General features: G+C 67.6%; 12 protein-coding genes and 4 pseudogenes. 7 read left to right on the forward strand and 9 right to left on the reverse strand.

Going from position 1 to position 19,610, the window contains the following annotated elements:
* Positions 1–204: 204 nt before the first annotated feature.
* Positions 205–2,888, reverse strand: a pseudogene (gene ppdK / locus CSW58_RS00005) (pyruvate, phosphate dikinase).
* A 365-nt stretch (positions 2,889–3,253) separates the two neighbouring features.
* Between ppdK and CSW58_RS00010 the strand changes: the two are divergent.
* Together CSW58_RS00010 and CSW58_RS00015 are read left to right on the forward strand one after the other, a co-directional pair.
* Positions 3,254–4,822 carry a response regulator gene (locus CSW58_RS00010; RefSeq protein ID WP_236627542.1) on the forward strand — a complete coding sequence of 523 codons (1,569 nt, stop codon included), beginning with the start codon at positions 3,254–3,256 and terminating at the stop codon, positions 4,820–4,822.
* A gap of 31 nt (positions 4,823–4,853) precedes the next feature.
* Positions 4,854–5,179 (forward strand): annotated as a pseudogene (locus CSW58_RS00015) (GIY-YIG nuclease family protein).
* Between the two features lie 153 nt (positions 5,180–5,332).
* Here CSW58_RS00015 and glyS read toward each other — a convergent pair.
* The 4 genes from glyS to CSW58_RS14500 all read right to left on the reverse strand — a co-directional run bounded on the left by glyS (position 5,333) and on the right by CSW58_RS14500 (position 9,681).
* Entirely contained in the window at positions 5,333–7,411 is a 2,079-nt protein-coding gene (gene glyS / locus CSW58_RS00020; RefSeq protein ID WP_099445816.1) for a glycine--tRNA ligase subunit beta, read from the reverse strand.
* 5 nt (positions 7,412–7,416) lie between these two features.
* Positions 7,417–8,316, reverse strand: a complete 900-nt coding sequence (locus CSW58_RS00025) for a glycine--tRNA ligase subunit alpha (RefSeq protein WP_099445817.1) — start codon at positions 8,314–8,316, stop codon at positions 7,417–7,419.
* Between the two features lie 80 nt (positions 8,317–8,396).
* Complete coding sequence (locus tag CSW58_RS14235; protein ID WP_236627543.1) at positions 8,397–9,227, reverse strand: fasciclin domain-containing protein; 831 nt, start codon at positions 9,225–9,227, stop codon at positions 8,397–8,399.
* Positions 9,148–9,681, reverse strand: a complete 534-nt coding sequence (locus CSW58_RS14500) for a DMT family protein (RefSeq protein ID WP_369825044.1) — start codon at positions 9,679–9,681, stop codon at positions 9,148–9,150. Before CSW58_RS14500 ends, CSW58_RS14235 begins: the two co-directional genes overlap by 80 nt.
* A 345-nt stretch (positions 9,682–10,026) precedes the next feature.
* Here CSW58_RS14500 and CSW58_RS00040 point away from each other — a divergent pair, with 345 nt between their 5' ends.
* The gene (locus CSW58_RS00040) at positions 10,027–10,365 is read left to right on the forward strand and encodes a P-II family nitrogen regulator (RefSeq protein WP_099445818.1); all 339 of its coding nucleotides are present in this window, start codon (positions 10,027–10,029) and stop codon (positions 10,363–10,365) included.
* Positions 10,366–10,394: 29 nt separating this feature from the next.
* On the forward strand, positions 10,395–11,921 hold the full coding sequence (locus CSW58_RS00045) for an ammonium transporter (RefSeq protein ID WP_099445819.1): 1,527 nt from the start codon (positions 10,395–10,397) through the stop codon (positions 11,919–11,921).
* Positions 11,922–12,064: 143 nt separating this feature from the next.
* On the opposite strand, the pseudogene CSW58_RS00050 reads toward CSW58_RS00045, so the two are convergent.
* The 3 genes and pseudogenes from CSW58_RS00050 to CSW58_RS00060 form a co-directional block, all read right to left on the reverse strand.
* Positions 12,065–12,947 (reverse strand): annotated as a pseudogene (locus tag CSW58_RS00050) (4-(cytidine 5'-diphospho)-2-C-methyl-D-erythritol kinase).
* Positions 12,948–12,972: 25 nt separating this feature from the next.
* The gene (locus CSW58_RS00055; protein ID WP_099445820.1) at positions 12,973–14,721 is read right to left on the reverse strand and encodes a tetratricopeptide repeat protein; all 1,749 of its coding nucleotides are present in this window, start codon (positions 14,719–14,721) and stop codon (positions 12,973–12,975) included.
* A 54-nt stretch (positions 14,722–14,775) separates the two neighbouring features.
* A pseudogene (locus CSW58_RS00060) lies at positions 14,776–16,448 on the reverse strand (electron transfer flavoprotein-ubiquinone oxidoreductase).
* Between the two features lie 149 nt (positions 16,449–16,597).
* Here CSW58_RS00060 and CSW58_RS00065 point away from each other — a divergent pair.
* From CSW58_RS00065 to CSW58_RS14505, 3 genes are all read left to right on the forward strand, one after another.
* Positions 16,598–17,413, forward strand: a complete 816-nt coding sequence (locus CSW58_RS00065) for a uracil-DNA glycosylase (RefSeq protein ID WP_099445821.1) — start codon at positions 16,598–16,600, stop codon at positions 17,411–17,413.
* 65 nt (positions 17,414–17,478) lie between these two features.
* Positions 17,479–18,753, forward strand: a complete 1,275-nt coding sequence (locus CSW58_RS00070; RefSeq protein ID WP_236627544.1) for a lytic transglycosylase domain-containing protein — start codon at positions 17,479–17,481, stop codon at positions 18,751–18,753.
* Positions 18,753–19,025, forward strand: coding sequence for a hypothetical protein (locus CSW58_RS14505; RefSeq protein WP_236627545.1), 273 nt, complete (start codon positions 18,753–18,755; stop codon positions 19,023–19,025). The genes CSW58_RS00070 and CSW58_RS14505 overlap by 1 nt, the downstream gene beginning before the upstream one ends.
* 14 nt (positions 19,026–19,039) lie before the next feature.
* Here CSW58_RS14505 and CSW58_RS00075 read toward each other — a convergent pair whose 3' ends face one another.
* A complete protein-coding gene (locus tag CSW58_RS00075) occupies positions 19,040–19,522 on the reverse strand; it encodes a glycosyltransferase (RefSeq protein WP_099445822.1) in 483 nt (160 codons plus the stop codon).
* Positions 19,523–19,610: the final 88 nt, after the last annotated feature.

Consider the following 19,610-nt stretch of genomic DNA (forward strand, 5'->3'; position numbering starts at 1 on the left):
ATCGCCGCCGCCATCATCATCACCCGCATCGTCTTCTCCCTCATGTCGCCCCGACTGTCGCGGGGATGGCCAAGCTTAGCCTGAGCGCGTGACAAAGGTTAACCGTCAAATATCCGGTTGGGAGGGCGGACGTCGCCGGACAACGCAAAAGGGGCGGCCACCTGTCCGGTGACCGCCCCTGATTGTCGCCGTGAAGGCCTGGAGCTATTTGCGGGCCAGGGCCGCCTGCGCCGCCGCAAGGCGGGCGATCGGCACGCGATAGGGCGAGCAGGACACGTAGTCGAGACCGACGCTTTCGCAGAAGGCGATCGAGGCGGGATCGCCGCCATGCTCGCCGCAGATGCCCATCTTGATGCCCGGACGCGCCGCGCGGCCCCGTTCGGCGGCGATGCGGATCAGGTCGCCGACGCCTTCCTGGTCGAGGCTGACGAAGGGGTCCTTGTCGAAGATGCCCTTGTCGATATAGGCCCCAGGAACTTACCGGCGTCGTCGCGGCTGATGCCGAAGGTTGTCTGGGTCAGGTCGTTGGTGCCGAAGCTGAAGAACTCGGCATTGGCGGCCAGGTCGCCGGCCCGCAGGGCGGCGCGGGGCAGCTCGATCATCGTGCCGACCGTGTATTCGATGGTGATCCCCTGCTCTTCCAACACCGCCTTGGCGGTGCGGTCGGTCAGGTCGCGCAGATATTTCATCTCCTCGCCCTTGGCGACGAGGGGATGCATGATTTCCGGAACCGGCGCGGCCTTGCCCGACTTGGCGATCTCGCAGGCGGCCTCGATGATCGCCCGCACCTGCATCTCGTAGATCTCGGGATAGGAGACCCCCAGGCGGCAGCCGCGATGGCCGAGCATGGGATTGGTCTCGTGCAGCTCCTTGGCCCGGCGCATCAGCTTGTCGGCGTCCAGGCCGGTAGCCAGGGCGACGGCCGCGACGTCTTCCTCGGTGTGGGGCAGGAACTCGTGCAGCGGCGGGTCGAGCAGACGGATGGTGACCGGCAGGCCTTCCATGATCGTGAACAGCTCGACGAAGTCGGCCTTCTGGAAGGGCGCGATCTTGGCCAGGGCGGCGCGGCGGCCCTTCTCGTCGTCGGCCAGGATCATTTCGCGCACGGCGGCGATCCGGGTGTCGTCGAAGAACATGTGCTCGGTGCGGCACAGGCCGATGCCCTCGGCGCCGAACCCGCGGGCGGTCTGAGCGTCCAGCGGGGTCTCGGCGTTGGCGCGGACCTTCAGGCGGCGCACGCCGTCGGCCCAGACCATCAGGGTGGCGAAGTCGCCGGTCAGTTCGGGCTCGATCATCTTGGGCGCGCCGACCAGGATCTCGCCGGTGGAGCCGTCGATGGTGATCGTCTCGCCGGCCTTGAACTCGCGTCCGCGCACCCGGAACAGGCCTTCCTTGGGGAAGATGCCGACGTCGCCGGCGCCCGAGACGCAGGCCCGGCCCATGCCGCGCGCCACCACGGCGGCGTGGCTGGTCATGCCGCCGCGGGCGGTGATGATGCCGCGAGCGGCGTGCATGCCGTGGATGTCTTCCGGCGAGGTCTCTTCGCGCACCAGGATCACGGCCTCGCCGGCGGCGGCGGCCTTTTCGGCGGCGTCGCTGTCGAAGACGATCTTGCCGGTCGCAGCCCCGGGCGAGGCCGGCAGGCCGACGGCGATCACGTCACGCTCGGCCGACGGGTCGATGGTCGGGTGCAGAAGCTGATCCAGCGAGCCCGGCTCGACCCGACCGATGGCTTCCTCGCGCGAGATCACGCCCTCGGCGGCCATGTCGACGGCGATCTTCAACGCCGCCTTGGCGGTGCGTTTGCCGTTACGGGTCTGCAGCATGTAGAGCACGCCCTGCTCGACCGTGAACTCGATGTCCTGCATGTCGCGATAGTGACGCTCCAGCGTCTCGACCACCGACTTGAACTGGGCGAACACCACCGGCATCGCCTCTTCCATCGAGGGGGTCTGGTCGCCCATCTCCTCACGGGCCGCCTTGGTCAGGGACTGGGGCGTGCGAATGCCGGCCACCACGTCTTCGCCCTGGGCGTTGATCAGGAACTCGCCATAGAGGCGGTTGTCGCCATTGGACGGATTGCGCGTGAAGGCCACGCCCGTCGCCGAGGTCTCGCCCATATTGCCAAACACCATCGACTGAATATTGACGGCGGTGCCCCAGGCCTCGGGGATGTCGTGCATGCGGCGATAGAACTTGGCCCGGTCGTTCATCCAGCTGGCGAACACCGCGCCCACGGCGCCCCAGAGCTGCTCCTGAGCGTCCTGCGGGAAGGGCTTGCCCAGCTGTTCCAGCACGGCGGCCTTGTAGTCCTTGATCACCGCGGCCCAGTCGTCGGCCGTCAGGCCGGTGTCGACATGGATGTCGAGCCGATCCTTGTGGTCATCGAGGATCTCCTCGAACATGTGGTGCTCCAGATCGAGCACGACATTGGAGTACATCTGGATGAAGCGGCGATAGCTGTCATAGGCGAAGCGACGGTCGCCCGAGAGCACGGCGAGGCCCTCGACGGTCTCGTCGTTGAGGCCCAGGTTCAGCACGGTGTCCATCATGCCCGGCATCGAGGCCCGGGCGCCGGAACGCACCGAGACCAGCAGCGGGTTGGCGACGTCGCCGAAGGTCTTGCCGGTGATCTGCTCGACCTTGGCCAGGCCGGCCGCGACCTGAGCCGCCAGCTCCGCCGGATACTGCTTGCCGTTGGCGTAATAGTGCACGCAGGCCTCGGTCGTGACCGTGAAGCCCGGCGGGACCGGCAGGCCCAGGGACGACATCTCGGCCAGGTTGGCGCCCTTGCCACCCAGCAGATTCTTCATCGAAGCGTCGCCATCGGCGCCGCCGCCTCCGAACGAATAGACCCAACGAGTCTTGGTCATCGTTTCAACCGGCATTTCAAGATCACCCTGCGATAAGTGAAAACTGGCCGCCCGCGCCTCTGATGGGAACGTTCCGACCTGGGACATGGTCCGTGGACGACCATCCCGCACTGCAAAATCCGGAGCGTTCACTAGCACTTTGGCGAAGAAGCCGTCCACCGGCGCTTTAGGATCGGCGCGCTTGGGAGCAATCTTGGGAAATATTTCCAATATCCGCGCCGACGGGCTCGCGTCCCACCGCGGCGCAGCGACGGAATCGCCTTCCGACGCGGATCCCCGTCGAATTGAAACCCCTATCGCCGCGACATTTTGACTACGCATGGTTAAGCCCCTTTGCGTCATAGTCGCGTCAGTTGCGTCCTATGGAATCGATTTGGCCCATGAGCACCGCCGCGACCCGGCCCGACCCCGCCGCCTCGACAGGCGCCGATCTCGAGATGAACCTCGCCGGCGATCTGGCCAGCTTCTTCGATGTGTCGCTGGACCTCCTCTGTATTCGTGACATGGCCCTCAACTTCACCCGCGTGAACCGCACGTGGGAAACGGTGCTCGGTTATTCGGCCGCCGACCTGGAGGGGGCGGCCCTGCTGCCCCTGGTCCATCCCGATGATGTCGCCGCCACCCAGGGCCACATGGAGAGGATGGTGACCGAGGATCAGGTCCTTGGCTTCATCAACCGCTACCGTCACAAGGACGGCGGCTATCGTCACCTGGAATGGCGGGCCCGTCGTGTGGGCGACAAGGTCTATGGGGTGGCGCGCGACGTCACCGAGCGCCTGGCGGCCGAGGCCGCGATCAAGGCGGCCCAGGAGGCGGCCGAAACCGCCAGCCAGGCCAAGAGCGACTTCCTGGCCAATATCAGTCACGAAATCCGCACCCCGCTGAACGGCGTCATCGGCCTGACCGCCGCCCTTCGGCAGACCGAGCTGACCCCGGCTCAGCATGAGATCGTCCGGATGATCGAAAGTTCCGGCGTGACACTGGAACGCCTGGTCTCCGACATCCTGGACGTTTCCCGAATCGAGGCCGGGCAGGTCGAGCTGGAGGCCCTGGTCTTCAATCTTCGCCACGAGATCGATGGTCTACTCGAGACGCACCGACTGCGCGCGGAGGCCAAGGGCCTGGACTTCAGGGTCGAGCACGTCGCCGACGACGCGGCCTTCGTCGGCGACATCACCCGGATCAAGCAGGTGCTGGGCAACCTGTTGTCCAACGCGGTGAAGTTCACCGAGCAGGGCGAGGTCAGGGTCCGGGTCGCCGTCCACCACGGCGGCGCGACACCTCGCCTGGACCTGTGCGTCGAGGACACCGGCGTCGGCTTCGACGCCCCGTTCGCCGCCGGCCTGTTCCAGCGCTTCAGCCAGGCCGACACCACCATCACCCGACGGTTCGGCGGCTCGGGCCTGGGCCTGTCGATCTGCAAGGCCCTGGTCGAGATGATGGGCGGCGAGATCACCGCCTGGTCACGACCCAACCATGGCAGCCGCTTCACCGCCTCCCTGCCTCTGACAGCCGCGCCGACGGTCTCGGACACGGCGATCTCGACGCCCGACCTCCACACCGACCAGCCTCTGCGGGTGCTGCTGGCCGAAGACCATCCCGTCAACCAGCGCGTGGTGCAGCTGCTGCTCAGCCCCTATGGCGCCGAGGTCACCGTCGTCGAGGACGGCGTCCAGGCGTTGGAGGCCTTCCAGAGCGCGCGCTTCGACCTTGTGCTGATGGATATGCAGATGCCCCACATGGACGGGCTAGCGGCCACTCAAGCCCTGCGGGCCTATGAAGCCGCCACCGGCGCGCCCCGCACCCCGATCGCCATGCTCAGCGCCAACGCCATGGACCAGCACCGCCAGGACGCCCTCGAGGCCGGCGCCGACGTCCACATCGCCAAGCCGATCAACGCCGAGCGCCTGATCGGCGGGATCCAGGCGGCGCTGGAGGCGAAGGGGTAGAAAATACCCTCCATGCGGGTATTGTTGTCAGATGGTCCCGAGAGATGCATCAATTGCCGTCTATATGATGACCAACCGCCCCTATGGCGCGCTCTACATCGGCGTGAGCAGCCGGTTCGAACTCGGCTCGTTGAACACCGTGAAGGCTATTACAAGGGTTTCACCAAACGTTACGGGCTAACCCGTTTAGTTTGGTACGAAACCCACGAAGTCATGACCGTCGCGATCCAACGCGAAATAACGATGAAATAATGGCCGAGGCAGTGGAAGATCAATCTGCTTGAGCGCGATAATCCCCATTGGGACGATCTTTACGACGACCTGATCAACTGGACCCCGGTGCCACGCCAGTTTTAAGTCCGTCATCCCGGGACTTGTTCCCGGGACCCATGGCTCAACTGTGCCGCTTTAAGCCGCCTTCTTCCGCACCTGCGGCGGCACGATGGGTCCCGGGGACAAGCCCCGGGATGACGGAGTTTGGCTACGGGCAAGGATACGGGAATTAAGCCCCTACCCCGCCACCAGACCGAAATCGGCCACGCGGCCCATCGCATCCCGCACAGCGGCCAGGGTCTTCAACCGATTGTCGCGTTCGGCCGGGACCTCGGAATTGACAAACACCCCGTCGAGGAAGGCGTCGACCGGGCCGCGCAGCCCGGCCAGTTCCTGCATGGCGGCGGTGAAGTCCTCGGCCGCCAGGGCCGCGTCCAGGGCCGGCTCGACCATGCGCAGGGCGTCGCTGAGGGCCACTTCCGGGGCCGAGGCGTCGTCGAGCAGGCCGCGCGGTCCCTCGGCCTTCCAGCCCTTCTTCTCCTCGGCCTTGAGGATGTTGGAGGCGCGCTTGTAACCGGCCATCAGGGTCTTGCCGTCGTCGGTCTTCAGGAAGCCGTCCAGCGCCTCGACCCGGGCGACCAGATCGTCGAGGAAGAACGCAGTGGTATCGATCGTTGCAAAAGCTGCCGAGATTACGTCGTGCTTGTTGCCTTCATCGCGCAAGAGCACCGACAACCGATCCTCGAGGAACACCATGAGCGCGTTGATCTTGCCTGAGACGGCTAGATAGTCCGAACCCAGCAGCAGCTTTGCATGCTCGACTGCCAAGAAGCGAATGTTGACCTTCTTCTTGGCCTCAAGAATCGTCCGGATCACCCCCAACGCCGCCCGCCGCAGCGCGAAGGGATCCTTCGACCCTGTCGGCTTCTCGTCGATAGCGAAGAACCCGACCAGCGTATCCAGCTTGTCGGCCAGGGCCACGGCCACCGTGACCGGCGCGGTCGGAACCGCGTCGCCGGGGCCCTGCGGACGATAGTGGTCGCGGATGGCGTCGGCGATCTCGGGGTCCATGCCGGCGGCGCGGGCATAGTAGCCGCCCATGATCCCCTGCAGTTCGGGGAACTCGCCGACCATTTCCGAGGTCAGGTCGGCCTTGGCCAGGCGCGCGGCCTCCTTGGCCTTGCCCACATCGGCGCCGACCAGGGGCGCGATCTCGCCGGCCAGGGCGACGATGCGCTCGACACGCTGCGCCATGGTGCCCAGCTTGGCGTGGAAGGTCACGCCGTCCAGCTTGGCCAGCCAGGCCTCGAACCCGACCTTGACGTCCTCGTCCCAGAAGAACCGGGCGTCGGACAGGCGCGAGCTCAGCACCTTGGCGTTGCCCTCGGCGATCACCTTGCCGCCGTCGGCCGCCTGGATGTTGGCGATGGTGATGAAGTGCGGGGCCAGGCCGCCGGTGGCCGGATCGCGGACAGCGAAATACTTCTGGTGGGTGCGCATCGAGGTGCGGATCACCTCGGCCGGCAGGTCGAGGAAGGCCGGGTCCATGTCGCCCAGCACCGGGCTCGGCCATTCGGCCAGGCCGGCGACCTCGTCGAGCAGGCCCTGATCCTCGACCAGTTCCAGATTGCGCGCGAAGCACAGGGTCTTGCAGCCCTCGAGGATGCGCGCCTTGCGCTCCTCGACGTCGAGCACGACGAAGTGGTCCGCCAGGCCCTTGGCATAGTCGTCGAAGTCGCGGGCCTTGAAGGCCTGGCCGCCCCAGCCGGGCCCGGCGCGCATGAAGCGATGGCCTTCTGAGCTGTCGCCGCTGACGACGCCGTCAATGCTGAACGGCACGATCTCGCGGTCAAAGACGCAGAGGATCGACTTCAACGGCCGCACCCAGCGCAGCTTGCCGCTGCCCCAGGTCATCGACTTGGGCCAGGGGAAGCCGCGGACGATGGCCTCGACCATCTCGGCGATGATCTCGGGCGTGGCGCGGCCGGTCTTCTCGATGAAGGCCATCCAGACGCGGTCGCGCTCGACCAGCTGGTCCTGGGTCAGGCCCGCCTTGCGCAGGAAGCCTTCCATCGCTTGCGGCGGGGCGCCGACGCGCGGGCCCTTCAACTCTTCCTTGCGGTCGGCCTGGGCGATCGGAAGCCCCTCGACCACCAGGGTCAGGCGGCGCGGGCCGGCGAAGGTCTTCAGCGCCTCGGGCAGGAAGCCGGCGGCGGCCAGATGCTCGCGCGCCATCCGCTCCAGGTCGCGCGCGGCGCCGGCCTGCATGCGGGCGGGGATTTCTTCGGAGAACAGTTCGAGAAGGAGTTGGGGCATCGACTCTACGCGGCTTCCTGCTGCTTCACCCACTCGGAGGCGCACATCTTACAAAGGTCGCGGATCCGGCCGATGTAGCTGGCGCGCTCGGCGACGGCGATCGCGCCGCGGGCGTTCATCAGGTTGAACAGGTGGCTGGCCTTGAGGACCATGTCATAGGCCGGCAGGACCAGGGACTTGCCCTGATAGTCGCGGGCCAGCATCAGCGGAACCTGACGTTCCATGTCCTCGAATTGGCCCTTGAGCACGGCCACGTCATAGCCGTGGAAATTGGCCTGCGACTGCTGGCGCTCGTTCTCGAGGAACACGTCGCCATAGGTCGTGGCGCCGAGCGGCGAGTCAGGATCATTGAACGGCAGGTCATAGACGTTGTCGACGTTGAATACGTACATGGCCAGGCGCTCGAGGCCATAGGTCAGTTCGCCGGCCACCGGCGAGACGTCCAGGCCGCCGACCTGCTGGAAATAGGTGTACTGGCTGACTTCCATGCCGTCGCACCAGACCTCCCAGCCCAGGCCCCAGGCCCCGACCGTGGGGTTTTCCCAGTCGTCCTCGACGAAGCGGATGTCGTGGGTGCGCAGGTCCAGGCCGATGGCCTCCAGCGAGCCCAGATACAGGTCCTGCATGTCGGCCGGGTTGGGCTTCAGGATCACCTGGTACTGGTAATAGTGCTGCAGGCGGTTGGGGTTCTCGCCATAGCGGCCGTCGCCCGGACGGCGCGAGGGCTGCACATAGGCCGCGTTCCACGGCTTGGGGCCGAGGGCGCGCAGCACCGTGGCCGGGTGCAGGGTCCCTGCCCCCACCTCGACGTCATGCGGCTGCAGGATGATGCAGCCCTTGCTGCTCCAGTACTCATGGAGCGTCAGGATCAGGCTCTGGAAAGACTTGGGTTTAGGGCGCGACATGGGTCCAGACGGGGCCAGAAAAAAGTCGGCGGACCATAGGGCCCGCCGACCTGTGCTTCAAGCCGCGTTCGGGTAAGGGCCTAGTTGCCCTTGGCCGCCGAGCGCTTGCCGGCGTTCGACACCGGCTTGCCGTACTTGGCGCGGTTCTCCGGGGTATCGGCCACCGGCGCGTTGGAGGTGACATTGGGGTCGCCGGCCTTGAGGCCCGCCTGGGCGTCAGACGACATCGAGGACACCGGCGTCGCGGCCGTGGTGTCCACCGCCGCCGTCGAGGCCGAAGGCGTGGTCGTGGCCCCGTCCATCATCGCCGCGCCCATCGGCGCGGAGTCCGTCGCCCCCGGCACGGCCGTGGCGGCGGCGGTCGTGGTGTTCGCCGAGACATCGGCGCTGGTCGCCGTGTCGATGGCCGCGGCGGCCTGGGCCATGGCCCCCGGCATCAGCACCTTGTCGACCAGGTGCAGCACGCCGTTGGTGGCCATGACATCGGCCTGGGTGATCCGGGCGCCGTCGACCATGGCCGTGGCGCCGCTGCCGTCCAGCACGACGCTGTCGCCCTCGACGGTCTTCACCGGACCCTTGCTGCCGATGATCTTGCTGCTGTCCACCCGGGCGTTGATCACGTGATAGGTCAGCACCTTCTGCAGGGCGGTCGGATCCTTCATCAGCCGATCCAGCTCACCGGCCGGCAGGGCGGCGAAGGCCGCGTCGGTCGGGGCGAAAACCGTGAGATTGGGATTGGTCTTCAGCACGCTGGTCAGGTTGGCCGCATCGATCGCCTTGACGAAGGTGGTCAGCTGACCAGACGCCTTGGCGGTCTCGATAAGATCACCCTTAGCTGCGACGGGCGCGACGGCGGCGGGCGAGGTCGAGGCGGCGGGCGCGGCCGATTGGGCCATCGCGGCGCCGGACATCAGGGCCAGGGCGGCCGCGGCCGTCAGAAATCGCGTCATGTACATGGCTTGATCCTTTTGAAATCCAGGCCACGATTACGCTTGGGACCGCGATCAGTTGCTCCAGATCACGGGTTCGTGATTTTCGAGATTTCTGCTTCGAGAAGAAAATCCGCCCCGTCCTCGCCACAATCATCACAAATTCGAGCAGGGCATAATACTTCATCGCCTCGCCAAGATAGAAGTGGAATACCAATGAGAAGGGGATGTGCGTAATCGCATCATGGCCGGACTTGAGCTGTGCTGTGGAATAGCTGCCCGCGCCGGCCCGGTCGGCGGTCACGGCGAACATGTATTCTGGAAGTTCGATAAACCCGCTGGCCAGAACAACCAGAGGCAGGTCCCCGGTGCGGTGCTTGAGATGGCCGCACCAGGCGAGCGCATGAAGACGGTCGAGGCGGTCAGCCGCTCCCAGAGCGCGAGTTTGGGCCTGAGGTCATGGGCCTTCGGTCGGTTTGAGCCAGCAAGTCGGCGAATGTAACCGGTTGCCGACAAACCGCCGCTCGCCCCCGTCGTCACGGCAAAATGCGGAATATTTGGGCATCGGCGCTCACCCTTGCCTGGAATCCGGGCGCGCCGCCGCTTTCCTTTCCAAAACCTTGCCGCATCGCAGCATGAGGACGGGGTCGCCGATAGCGTGGCCCTTGCCGGGGAAACGACGCGGCCGCGGATTGGCGGCGTCGCGGTGATCGAGTGAGCGAAACCGCTCTTTCAACCAAACAAGGGAAGCCCGCCTTCGCGGCGGGCCGGAGCAAGGCGGATGAAACTGATCATAGCGATCGTCAAACCCTTCAAGCTCGACGAAGTCCGCGAGGCGCTGGTCGCCGCCGGCGTCGAGGGGCTGACGGTGTCGGAAGTCAAGGGCTACGGCCGCCAGAAAGGCCAGACCGAAATCTATCGCGGCGCGGAATACCAAGTGAATTTCGTGCCGAAAGTGAAGCTGGAAGCGGTGGTCGACGATGCGTCCGCGGCCAAGGCGGTCGAGGCGGTCAAGGCCGCCGCGGCGACGGGCAAGATCGGCGACGGCAAGATCTTCGTCCTGAACGTCGAAGACGCCGTTCGCATCCGGACCGGTGAAACCGGCCCGGCCGCACTCTGATCATCATCGGGGAAAAGGGGATACCAACGATGAAATCCATGTTCAAACCGCTGGCCGGGCTGCTGCTCGCCGCGACACTGGCGGGGGCCCCGATCGGGGTCGTCGCCTTCGCCCAGGAGGCCGCGCCCGCGGTCGCCGCCGCCCCGGCCGAGGCCGCGCCGGCTCCCGCCGCCGCGCCCGCCGAAGCGGCTCCGGCCGCCGCCGCGCCGACCATCGAAGACAAGATGGACAAGGGCGACAACGCCTGGATGCTGACCTCGACCGTCCTGGTCCTGCTGATGATCCTGCCGGGCCTGGCCCTGTTCTACGGCGGCCTGGTCCGCTCCAAGAACATGCTGTCGGTGATGATGCAGGTCTCGACCGTCGCCATCATCGGCTTCGTCGCCTGGGTGCTGTGGGGCTACAGCTTCGCGTTCACCGACGGCGGCAGCTGGGACAGCTTTGTCGGCGGTTTGAGCCGACTGTTCCTCAAGGGCGTCACGCCCGCCAGCAATGTCGCGACCTTCTCGACCGGCGTGGTGATCCCCGAACTGACCTTCATCTCGTTCCAGGCGACCTTCGCCGCCATCACCGCCGCCCTCGTGGTCGGCGCCTTGGTCGAGCGCATGAAGTTCGCCGCCATCGTCGCCTTCGCGGTGCTGTGGCCCCTGCTCTCCTACTATCCGATGGCCCACATGGTCTGGTGGTGGTCGGGTCCTGACGTCGTGGCTCTGAACCCGACCGAGAAGATCCAGTCGGGCCTGATCTGGAGCTTCGGCGCCCTGGACTTCGCCGGTGGCACTGTCGTGCACATCAATGCCGGTATCGCCGCCCTCGTCGGCGCCGTGATCGTCGGCAAGCGTCAGGGCTTCGGTAAGGAACCGATGCCGCCCCACTCGCTGACCCTGACCCTCGTGGGCGCCGGTCTGCTGTGGGTGGGCTGGTTCGGCTTCAACGCCGGCTCCAACCTGGAATCCAACGGCTACGCCTCGCTGGCGATGATCAACACCTTCGTGGCCACCGCCGCCGCGGGTCTGTCCTGGATCGTCGTCGAGTGGGTCACCAAGAAGAAGCCGTCGGCCCTGGGCCTGGCTTCGGGCGTCGTGGCCGGTCTGGTCGCCGTCACCCCGGCCGCCGGTTTCGCCGGCCCGATGGGCGCGGTGATCCTGGGTCTGGTCGTCTCGCCGATCTGCATCTTCTTCTGCTCGGTCGTGAAGAACGCGCTGAAGTACGATGACAGCCTGGACGCCTTCGGCATCCACGGCATCGGCGGCATCGTCGGCGCCCTGGGCACCGGCCTGCTGGTCAACCCCGCCTGGGGCGGCGCTGGCGTCGTCGACTACACCAGCTGCGGCAAGGACGGCGACCTGTCGACCTGCGACACGGCTGTCTATGACATGGGCGTGCAGATGATGGCCCAACTGAAGGCCGTCGGCGTCACCGTCGTCTGGTCGCTGGTCGCCAGCATCATCGTCTTCATGGTGATCAAGCTGGTCATCGGCCTCAAGGCGTCGCCCGACGCCGAGGAAGAAGGCCTGGATATCTCTGAACACGGCGAACGCGCCTACCACAGCTAGTCTGGGGTCAGGTTCGAGGACAGAGGGCGCGGAAGCTTCGGCTTCCGCGCCTTTTTGTTTGGCGATGGCCGAACAGAGACGGGGAAGGCCAGGGCAGGACGGCTCGGGCCTTGGCTGGAGCGCGCCCTACCGCCAGGCCTGGTTCAGAGAAACGGTCCGCCCAGCCGGCAGCGGCGGACCCACCAGTCGGGCCGCATCGACTCCAGGCGCTCGGCCAGGCCCTCGGCCTCGATGTCGCCGGCGCAGATCGAAAAACAGGTCGCGCCCGAGCCGGACATGCGGCTGAGCAGGCTCTCGGGTTCGCCGGCCAGCAGGTCGAGCACCTCGCCGATCGCTGGCTCCAGCGCGATGGCCGGGTCCTGCAGATCATTGCGGGTGAACGCGGCCAGCCAGGCGCACACCTCTTCGGGGGACTCCAGATCCTCGATCATCGGCGGCCGCTCGGCCCGCGCGGATGAACGGCGGCGTCATAGGCGCGATAAAACCGCCCCGGTCGCCGACGGGACCCGGGGATTGACCAGCACCGCGTCGAGCGGCGGCAGCGCGGGCGCGGCCATCAGGCGCTCGCCCGCCCTCGGCCAACACTGGGCGGCCCCAAAGGCAGGCGGCGCCGTCGGCGCCGAGGCGCGCGGCGACCTCTTCCAAGTCAGAATCGGCCAGGGTCGGGGCCAGGAGGTCTCGCAACAGCCGCAGTACCGCCCCGGCGTCGCTGGAGCCGCCGCCGAGCCCCGCAGCCACAGGCAGGACCTTGTCGAGGATCAGGCGGAACGGCGGCAGGGGACCGCCGATCCTTTGCCTCAGGGCCTGGGCGGCGCGCAGGACCAGGTTATCGTCGCCGGGCGGAATGGCTCCGCCGAACGGGCCGGTCGTCTCGAAGCCCGGCGCGTCGGCGGCCTGGACCGAGATCCGGTCGCCGACATCGGCGAAGACCATCAGGCTGGAAACCGGATGATAGGCCTCGGCGTCCGGCCCGCCGACATGCAGGAACAGATTGACCTTGGCCGGGGCGAAAGCGTCTAGGCGCATGGGCCTGTCCTTCTAAGCGATCAGCCTAGGGAATCGTCGCGACGGTGGTGGCGACCGCAGGACCCGCCGGACCAAGGCCAGTCTTCAGCTTGGTCTCGACCAGCACCTTCTGGGTCGCGGTCGGCTCCAGGCTGAGCACCCGCGTCCACTGGAAGCGCGCCTCGTCTTTCCGCCCCAACCGCCAGAAGACGTCGCCGAGATGGTCATTGACGTCCGGATCGCCCGGTTCCAGCTCGACAGCCTTCTCGAGGTTCTCCAGCGCCGCCTTGTAGTCGCCCAGGCGATAGTGGGCCCAGCCCAGGGAGTCGAGCATAGCGCCGGAGTCCGGCCGGGCGGCGACGGCCCGCTGCACCATCTGCAGGGCCTCGGCGAGGTTTTCGCCGCGATCGACCCAGGAATAGCCAAGATAGTTCAGCAGCTCCGGCTCATCCGGGCTGGCGATCAGGGCGGTCTTCAGATCCCGCTCGGCCTCGGGCCAGCGCCCGGCTCGCTCCAGGGCGACGCCCCGCATGTAGAGCAGCCGCCAGTCCGGGTTGCCGGCCGCCGCCGCGGCGGCGATCAGCGGATCGAGGACCGCCGCAGACTCCGTCCAGCGCTCATCGGCCCGCAGCAGATCGGCATAGGTCAGCTGGGCGTCGCGATCGCCGGGCGCCGCGGCGGCGATCCGCTGGGCCAGGGCCACAGCCGCGGCCTTGTCGCCTTCGGTCTGCAGGCTCCAGGCAAGCTTGCCTTGGGCGGCGACATAGCGCGGCGAGCTTGGCGGCAGCTTGCCATAGGCCTCGCGAGCGGCCTCGACGTCGCCGCCCTGGGCCAGCACGTCACCGACCAGCAGCCAGGCGTCGTCTCGCTTGGGATCCAGCCGTAGAGCCAGGCGCAGATAGGCCAGGCCGAACTGGCTTTGGCGCTCGTTCATGAAACTGGCCGCCGTGGCCACCAGCACCTGGGCCGCGCCCTGGCGGAGGGTCACGACCGGCGGCGGCGACCGGCGGACCGAAGCCCGAGCCCGCGCCCGGATCAGGGCCGTATCGCCAGGCGACTGGACCAAGGCGGTGTCGTAGAGCGCCACGGCCTCGGCCGAACGACGCCGCCGCTCTAGGAATTCGCCGTAGTCCAGGGTGAACAGGCCCCGCGCCGCGCTGACCCCGGTCAGCAGCTTGTAGTCGGTCTCGGCCTCTTCGAAGCGCCCGGCGCGCTCCAGCAGCCGCGCTCGGCCGAGCTGGCCGAAATACTGCACGAGGCGGTCACCCTGAAGCGATGGTTGGGCGATCGCGCCCGCCACATCTCCGACCTGCGCCGCGATCCACGGCTCCAGCAGGGCTGTCGCCTGGCGATGGGGAAAGCCGATGGTCTCGGCCTTGATGATTTGTCGCGCCTCGCCGCCCTTGCCGTCGGCCATCAGGTCGACCACCCGGGTCAGGGCGCCCAGCCGCCGGACGGCCTCGTTGGCCTCAGCATCGCGCGGCGCCATCCGGGACGCCGCCTCGACATCTCCGGCCAGCAGGACGGCGGTGAAGGCGCGCTCGCGCACCGCCAGCTCGGCCTTGTCTCCGCCCAGGACCCGCGCCGACTCGAAGAAGCCGGCCGCGTCGCGGGTGCGGCCAGAGCGCAGGGCCGCCTGCCCGGCCAGGAACTGGCCATAGGTCGACCGGGTGTCGGCATAGGGGAAATCGGGATCGACAGCGCCACGCAAGGTCGGCGCAGACCCCTGGGGCGAGGCGCAGGCGGCCAGCACCGAAAGCGAAAGGGTGGCGAGCAGGACTTTAAAACGCGTCATGCCGCCACCCTCTTTGGTTTCGCCACGCGCCGCAAGGCCGGCGCGGGCTGGTCTCTACATGTTCGGATAGTTCGGACCGCCGCCGCCTTCGGGCGTGGTCCAGACGATGTTCTGCGACGGATCCTTGATGTCGCAGGTCTTACAGTGGACGCAGTTCTGGGCGTTGATCTGGAAGCGCGGATCCGTCCCCTGCTCGTTATAGAGCACCTCATAAACGCCCGCCGGGCAGTAGAGCCGCGCCGGTTCGCCATATTTGGGCAGGTTGACCGAGATCGGGATCGACGGATCCTTCAGGGTCAGGTGGGCCGGCTGGTCTTCCTCGTGGTTGGTGGCCGACAGGAACACAGAAGAGAGCTTGTCGAAGCTGATCACGCCGTCCGGCTTGGGATAGACGATCGGCGTGTAGTCCTTGGCCAGGCCCGTGGAGGCGGCGTCGGTCTTGTCGTGCTTCATCGTGCCGAAGAACGAGAAGCCGCCGGTCAGGTGGGTGCACCACATGTCGAACATGCCGACGGCGCCGCCCAGGAAGGTGCCCAGCTTGCCCAGCAGCGGCTTGGCGTTGCGGACGACCTTCAGTTCCTTGGCGACCCAGCTCTTCTCGAAGGCGGCCTGATATTCGACCAGTTCGTCGCTGGCGCGGCCGGCGGCCAGGGCCTTGAAGGCCTGCTCGGCGGCCAGCATGCCGGTCTTCATGGCGTTATGGCTGCCCTTGATGCGGGGCACGTTGACGAAACCGGCCGAGCAGCCGATCAGCGCGCCGCCCGGGAAGGTCAGCTTGGGGATCGACTGATAGCCGCCCTCGGTGATGGCCCGGGCGCCGTAGGAGATGCGGCGACCGCCTTCCAGGTGCGGCTTGACCGAGGGATGGTGCTTGAAACGCTGGAACTCGTCGAACGGCGACAGCCACGGGTTCTTGTAGTTAAGGTGCACAACATAGCCGATCGACACGTAGTTGTCGCCGAAGTGGTACATGAAGCTGCCGCCGCCGTATTGTTGTCGAGCGGCCAGCCGGTGCTGTGCTCGGCCAGGCCCGGCTGGTGCTTTTCGGGCGGCACCTGCCACAGTTCCTTGATGCCGATGCCGTACTTCTGCGGCGACTTGCCGGCCGAGAGATCGAACTTGGCGATCAGCTGCTTGGCCAGCGAGCCGCGCACGCCCTCGGCGATGAACACATACTTGCCGTGCAGTTCCATGCCGGGCTGGTAGTCGGGCTTCTTTTCGCCGCTCTTGGCGATGCCGACCACGCCGACGATCACGCCCTTGAGCGAGCCGTCGTCATTCCAGACCATGCTTGAGGCGGCGAAACCGGGATAGATCTCGACGCCGAGTTCCTCGGCCCGGGTCGCCAGCCAGCGGGTCACATTGCCCAGCGAAGCGATGTAGCAGCCGTGGTTGTGCATGAACGGCGGCAGGGCGAACATCGGCAGGGATGCCTCGCCCTGTGGCCCGAGCACCAGGAACCGATCCTTGGTCACCGGGGTTTCGAGCGGCGCGCCCTCGGCCTTCCAGTTGGGGAACAGTTCGTTCAGGGCCTTGGGGTCGATGACCGCGCCCGACAGGATATGGGCCCCGACCTCGGAGCCCTTTTCCAGCACCGCGACCGAGACCTCGGTCCCGGCCTCGGCGGCCAGTTGTTTCAGACGGATCGCGGCCGACAGACCGGCGGGGCCGCCCCCGACGATGACGACGTCATATTCCATCGACTCGCGTTCGAGGTCTTCGCTCATGGGATCTCCCGCCCGGGCGCGCGGCCCGTGTTCTTGCCGTTTGAGACGAAGCTTATCAGGACCTGACGCGGCGATGGTCAAGGACTATCCGACCACTTTTGTTGCGTCGCAGCGTGGAGACGGGCGGAAGTTCGGTCTAAGAAGGCTGCATGAGCCTCGCCGTCGATCCGCGCGCCGTGGAAAGCCTGCTCGCCTTCTGGGCCGATGCGGGCGTCGAGGCGTCGTATGCGGACGAGCCGATCGACCGACTCGCCGAGGGCGCGGCCCTGCTGCGGGCCCGCAGCCAGCCGCCGCCGCCCGTCCCTTCCGCGCCGATGCTGGTCGCTTCGCGTGGCCCTGATCCGACGGCCGCCGTCGAGCAGGCCCGGGCCCAGGCCGCCCTTTGCAACGACCTTCCCGCCCTGGCCGCCGCCATCGCCGCCTTCGACGGCTGCCCGCTCAAGTCCATGGGCGCGCGGCAGGCCGTGGTCTCGCGGGGTCCGGCCGACGCGCCGCTGATGATCATCGGCGAATGCCCCGGTCCCGACGAGGATCAGCAGGGCGAGCCTTTCGTCGGAGCGGCCGGCCAGATGCTGGACCGCATGCTCAAGGCCGCGGGCCTGGAGGGCCGGGCCCTGATCACCAACACCGTCTTCTGGCGGCCGCCCGGCAACCGCGCGCCAACTCCCCAGGAACAGGCCGTCTGCGCGCCCTTCGTCGAGAGGGCTATCCAGCTGGTCCAGCCTCGCCTGCTGCTGCTGGTCGGCGGCGCCTCGGCCAAGGCCCTGCTGAAGCGGGAAGACGGCATCCTGACCCTGCGCGGCCGCTGGTTCGAGTGGACCTCAAGCGACGGCGCGCTGGAACTGCCGGCCCTTCCGACCCTGCATCCGGCCTTCCTGCTCAGACAACCGGCAGCCAAGAAGAAAGCCTGGATCGACATGCTGATGCTGGCTGAAAGACTTGATCGCCCCGAGCGTCCCCACTAGACCTGTCGGACCAGTCGGAACGGGGACGCGCTGGCTCTCCTCTTGCGGGAGCGGCGTGAGACGCATTGCAGCTCATCGCTCGCCTCCTGGCCGTAATCTCGGCCTCCATCCTGCTTTTCGCGCTCGGCGCTCCGGCGCGGGCTGACGGGCTCCAACCTCTGTCCGACAGCGACGCCCGCTATTATCGCGCCGCCTTCGCCGCCACCGATCGCGGCGATTTCGCCGCCGCCGAGGCCGCCTTCGCCAACACCCGCGACAAGAGCCTGGCCGGCCGCCTGGCCTATGGCCGGATCATGCATCCACGCGCCTATTCGGCCACCTATGACGACCTGACCGTCTGGCTCGACGCCTATGACGACCAGGCCGGGGCTGATCGGATCTACGCCCTGGCCGTGAAACGCAAACCGGCCAAGGGCCCCGCCCCAACGGCGCCGATCCTGTTCGTCGCCGCCGACAAGACCGCCGGCCCGGCCGACAAGTCGCGCGGGGCCCGGGAAGCCTATTATTCGGGCGACATCCGCAAGGCCCTGACCCTGGCCGACGCCGCCGGCGAGCGCTGGATCGGCGGACTGGCCTCCTATCGCCTGGGCGACTTCGGCAAGGCCCGGGGCTATTTCGAATATGTCGCCCATGATGACTCCCAGGACGAATGGCTGCGAGCCGCCGCCGCCTTTTGGGCCGCCCGCGCCGCCGGCGCCGCCGGCGACAGCCTGGGCGCCGAGGACCTGCTCAACGCCGCCGCCCGCTCGCCGCACACCTTCTACGGCATGATCGCCGCTCGCCAGCTGGCCCTAGCCGGGATCGAACTGGCCCAGGACGATCCGATCGCCGCCCTGCTGACCAAGGTCAGCTATCAGGGGCCCGACGCCGCCTCGCTCAAGCGCCTGCTGAGCGCCGAGCCGCGCGCCCATCGCGCCGCCGCCCTGGCCCAGGTCGGTCGCTGGGCCGAGGCCGGCCAGGAGCTGCGCGCCGGCCTGTCCCTGGCCTCGGACGACCGCAAGCGCGCCGACTGGACCGCCCTGACCCTGTCGCTCAACGCCATGGCGCCGTTCAATGGCGGCCGCGCCGCCAAGCGGGTCGGCGGCGAGGACTATCCCTTGCCCGCCCTGGAACCCAAGGGCGGCTTCACCATCGACAAGGCCCTGGTCTATGCCCTGGTCCGCCAGGAAAGCCGCTTCGACCCCTTCGCCGTCTCCGGCGCCGGGGCCGTGGGCCTGATGCAGCTGATGCCGATCGCTGCGGCTCGCGCGGCCGGCGACGACAAGCTGCTGGCCGACACCAGCCCGCTGCTCGACCCGGCTTCAACCTGCGGGTCGGGCAGGACTACATCACCTGGCTGATGGATCGGGGCCTGCGCAGCAACGACATCCTGCGCGCGGTGGCGGCCTATAATGGCGGACCGGGCACCCTGCTCAAGGTACAGGAACAGCTGGGCGCCGACTGCGAGACCCTGTTGCTGATCGAGAGCCTGCCGGCCCAGGAAACCCGCAACTATGTGGAAAAGGTCATGGCCTCGTACTGGACCTATCGCCGCCTGATGGGCGCCGAGACCCGCACCCTCGACGCGGTGGCCAGCGGGGCGCGCGAGATCGACTTCCGCCTGGACATGTAGGCGGACCGTGGGCCTCAGCCCGCCAGGCGTCGGGCCTTGAGCGACCGGATGAGGGTCGCGACCGACCGTCCACCCGCCGTGAAGCCACCGACACGGTCATAGTCCGTCCGCCGCGCCAGGACTCCCAAGGGCGCGCCCGTCAGCCGCTTCCACCAGCCGGGCTCGCCGAGCCAGACCGACCCGCCGCCCCCCTGACCCAGATGGGCCTCGACAGGTCCCCGCCAGGCCTCTGGCAGAACCAAGTTCGGGGCCACCGCCAGGATCCATGCCCCACGCGCCGCCGCGCAGCCCGCAGCCAGCCGGGTTCCGTTGTCGCCATCCAGGGTGATGATCCGCGCCCCGGCGTCGTCGGCGATCTCCAGGGTCGGGTCGGTCGAGCCGGCGTCGACGACGATCACCTCCTTAACCAGGCCGTCGACCGCCGCCGGCACCAGGGCCGCCAGGGTCTGGGCCAGGACGGCGGCGCTGTCGCGCGTGACGAGGACGACGGAGATCATGCGCCGTGCATCAAGCGCCGATCGCCGCGCGTCAAGTTGTTCTTGTTATGTTCGCATCTTGCGACTAGCCTGCCGCCATGCACGCCCG

The sequence above is a fragment of the Caulobacter sp. B11 genome, from assembly GCF_002737765.1.
Taxonomy (GTDB): domain Bacteria; phylum Pseudomonadota; class Alphaproteobacteria; order Caulobacterales; family Caulobacteraceae; genus Caulobacter.

What these genes read in the sequence shown, in the direction of transcription:
- CSW58_RS00010 (WP_236627542.1), top strand. Translation starts at nt 3,254, where the DNA reads ATGAGCACCGCCGCGACCCGGCCCGACCCCGCCGCCTCGACAGGCGCC.
- glyS (WP_099445816.1), bottom strand. Translation starts at nt 7,411, where the DNA reads ATGCCCCAACTCCTTCTCGAACTGTTCTCCGAAGAAATCCCCGCCCGC.
- CSW58_RS00025 (WP_099445817.1), bottom strand. Translation starts at nt 8,316, where the DNA reads ATGTCGCGCCCTAAACCCAAGTCTTTCCAGAGCCTGATCCTGACGCTC.
- CSW58_RS14235 (WP_236627543.1), bottom strand. Translation starts at nt 9,227, where the DNA reads ATGTCCGGCGCCGCGATGGCCCAATCGGCCGCGCCCGCCGCCTCGACC.
- CSW58_RS00040 (WP_099445818.1), top strand. Translation starts at nt 10,027, where the DNA reads ATGAAACTGATCATAGCGATCGTCAAACCCTTCAAGCTCGACGAAGTC.
- CSW58_RS00045 (WP_099445819.1), top strand. Translation starts at nt 10,395, where the DNA reads ATGAAATCCATGTTCAAACCGCTGGCCGGGCTGCTGCTCGCCGCGACA.
- CSW58_RS00055 (WP_099445820.1), bottom strand. Translation starts at nt 14,721, where the DNA reads ATGACGCGTTTTAAAGTCCTGCTCGCCACCCTTTCGCTTTCGGTGCTG.
- CSW58_RS00065 (WP_099445821.1), top strand. Translation starts at nt 16,598, where the DNA reads ATGAGCCTCGCCGTCGATCCGCGCGCCGTGGAAAGCCTGCTCGCCTTC.
- CSW58_RS14505 (WP_236627545.1), top strand. Translation starts at nt 18,753, where the DNA reads ATGGATCGGGGCCTGCGCAGCAACGACATCCTGCGCGCGGTGGCGGCC.
- CSW58_RS00075 (WP_099445822.1), bottom strand. Translation starts at nt 19,522, where the DNA reads ATGATCTCCGTCGTCCTCGTCACGCGCGACAGCGCCGCCGTCCTGGCC.